At 42.6% G+C, this 2,497-nt stretch carries 2 protein-coding genes; both read left to right on the top strand.

Annotated elements, in window-relative coordinates:
* Nucleotides 1-122: 122 nt before the first annotated feature.
* Nucleotides 123-1,670, top strand: coding sequence for an IS21 family transposase (gene istA / locus Q4534_RS23995; RefSeq protein WP_303615699.1), 1,548 nt, complete (start codon nt 123-125; stop codon nt 1,668-1,670).
* 47 nt (nt 1,671-1,717) lie between these two features.
* A complete protein-coding gene (gene istB, locus Q4534_RS24000; RefSeq protein ID WP_303615700.1) occupies nt 1,718-2,419 on the top strand; it encodes an IS21-like element helper ATPase IstB in 702 nt (233 codons plus the stop codon).
* Nucleotides 2,420-2,497 lie beyond the last annotated feature (78 nt).

The following is a 2,497-nucleotide window of genomic DNA, read 5'->3' on the forward strand; positions in this document are numbered from 1 at the left end:
TCGGTCAAACTGTGCCAGGCATTTCGGTTTAAACTGTGCCATTTCCAAGGCAGATTTCGGTTCGAACCGTGCCACTTTTGAAAGATCAAGTTTAACCTGCTATATCGCCTAAAAAAAGCGATATGGCCAACGTACTTGATCCTATGGATATAAAGCAGATTTTCAGTTTACACAGGGACGGGCTCAGCAACCGGAAAATAGGTGCTGTGCTGGGGATTTCCCGCAATACCGTGAACCAATACATTTCCTGGCTTACAGCCTCGGACTATGATGTTGATGAGGTTTTGTCTCTTACCAACCCTAAATTAAGGGAGCTATTTCCTTCCCGAACGACTATAAAGAATGATAGGTTTGATGCCTTGATGCGTTATTTTGAACAGGGAAAAGCAGCAATAAGCCATCCAGGATTTACCTTTTTGCACCATTATGAAGAATACAGGCAGCTTGTGGATAGTCCTTACAGCTATACGCAGTTTATGGAGCATTACCATAGAAAATATCCAGCGATAGCAGGTTCAATGAAGCTGGAACACCTTCCTGGTCATGAAGTGTTCATCGATTTTGCAGGCACAAAAATAGAAGTCGTAGACTTTGATACAGGGGAAGTTAAAAAAGCAGAAGTTTTTGTGGCTGTTCTTCCATTTAGCCTGTTTACCTATGTTGAGGCCTGTTGGAGCCAGAAACGTGAAGACCTAGTTCATTGCATGAACAACATGATGTGGTTTTTAGAGGGTGTCCCCAAAGCCGTGGTATCTGACAATCTAAAATCTGCTGTCACTAGAGCCAGTAAATACGAACCAGAGATCAACCGTTCTCTTAAGGATTTTGCAAGGCATTATAACTGTGTGATCAATCCCGCTAGAGCATACAGCCCCCAAGACAAGGCATTGGTCGAGAACGCAGTACAGCTCAGTTACCAGCGCATATATTATCCCCTTCGAGAGATGACCTTCTTTTCCCTCCATGCTCTGAACCGGGAGATAAAAAGGTTGTTAGAGACCTATAACAATATGCTTTTCCAAAGAAAAGAAGCCAGTAGAAGAGAGCTTTTCCAGTCCATGGAACGCGAATGTCTTAAGCCCCTTCCCTCCGGCATATACCAGCTCAAGGATTATACCAGAGCAAAGGTTCAGAAGATAGGATACGTATACTTCTCACCAGACAAAAGCTACTACAGCGTTCCTTATAGGTTTATCGGAAAGTCCACCCAGATCCACTATACAAGGGATACTGTGGAAGTCTACCATTACCATGATAGAATAGCTCTGCACAAAAGAAACCCATCAAAAGGCTGCTACAACACCAACAGGGAACACTTGAGCAGCACTCACCAAAAATACCTGGACTGGAGCCCTGACTACTTCAAGAAGCAAGCAACTCCCTTGGGAGCTAATGTGGAAGCATGTATTACCGAACTATTTATTGAATCGGATTACCCGGAAACGGCCTACAAAAGAGCCTTAGGGATAATAAAGCTTGCTAAGCTTTATGGCAAAGAAAGGTTGGACGCTGCATGTAGCAGAGCAATATACGCCAAGGCCATATCCTATTACAGGATCAAAAATATACTTGAAAACAATCTGGATAAAGTTACCCCAGATGATCTGGACAAAAAAGAGTCTCATATTCCTAATCACGAAAACATCAGGGGTGCATCCACTTACCAATAAACAAAACAATTATGAACAGTAACCAAACAGTAGAAAAACTCAGACAGATGAGACTTAGTGCCATGGCAGAACTCCACCATCAGCACATCGGTAGCAATAGGTTTACAGACTTTACAGCCGATGAATACATCGCCCTGCTGACAGACCATGAGTGGGAGGACCGGCAGAACAAAAAAATGGCCAGACTGATAAAAGGAGCAGCTTTTAAACAGAAAGCTTCCGTTGCAGACATCGATTACAGCCATGGGCGAAATCTTGACAAAAACATGTTCACTAGACTTGCAACCCTTGATTTTATACGCAAAAAAGAAAACATTATCATTACAGGACCTTCGGGAGTGGGAAAAAGTTATCTCGTTCAGGCCCTAGGTAACCAAGCATGCCTGATGGGGTATAGAACATTATACAGCAATACCTCAAGGCTACTCTCTAAACTCAAACTCTCCAAAGTGGACGGAACCTATCTCAGAGAATTACGGAAACTCCAGAACACAGACGTGCTTATTCTCGATGACTTTGGACTGCAGGCTTTTGATACGACGGCAAGAGAAATAATATTGGATATCATTGATGACAGGTTTACCGAAAAATCAACCCTTGTATCCTCCCAGCTACCTGTCTCAACATGGTATGATATTATAGGAGAAGGAACTATCGCTGATGCAATCCTAGACAGACTCGTAAACTCTTCCCACAGAATAGATCTTAAAGGAGAATCTTTAAGAAAAGGAATCTTGAAAAATGAATAAAATTAACCTACTTTAAATGATCTTTCTTAGTGGCACGGTTTGACCGAAATCACTGGCATGGTCAGACCGAAATAGCCA

This window comes from Cyclobacterium sp. 1_MG-2023, assembly GCF_030546805.1.
In the GTDB taxonomy this organism is placed as follows: domain Bacteria; phylum Bacteroidota; class Bacteroidia; order Cytophagales; family Cyclobacteriaceae; genus Cyclobacterium.

Excerpts from the sequence above, each read along its gene's own strand:
- istB (WP_303615700.1), top strand. The coding sequence starts at position 1,718 with ATGAGACTTAGTGCCATGGCAGAACTCCACCATCAGCACATCGGTAGC.
- istA (WP_303615699.1), top strand. The coding sequence starts at position 123 with ATGGCCAACGTACTTGATCCTATGGATATAAAGCAGATTTTCAGTTTA.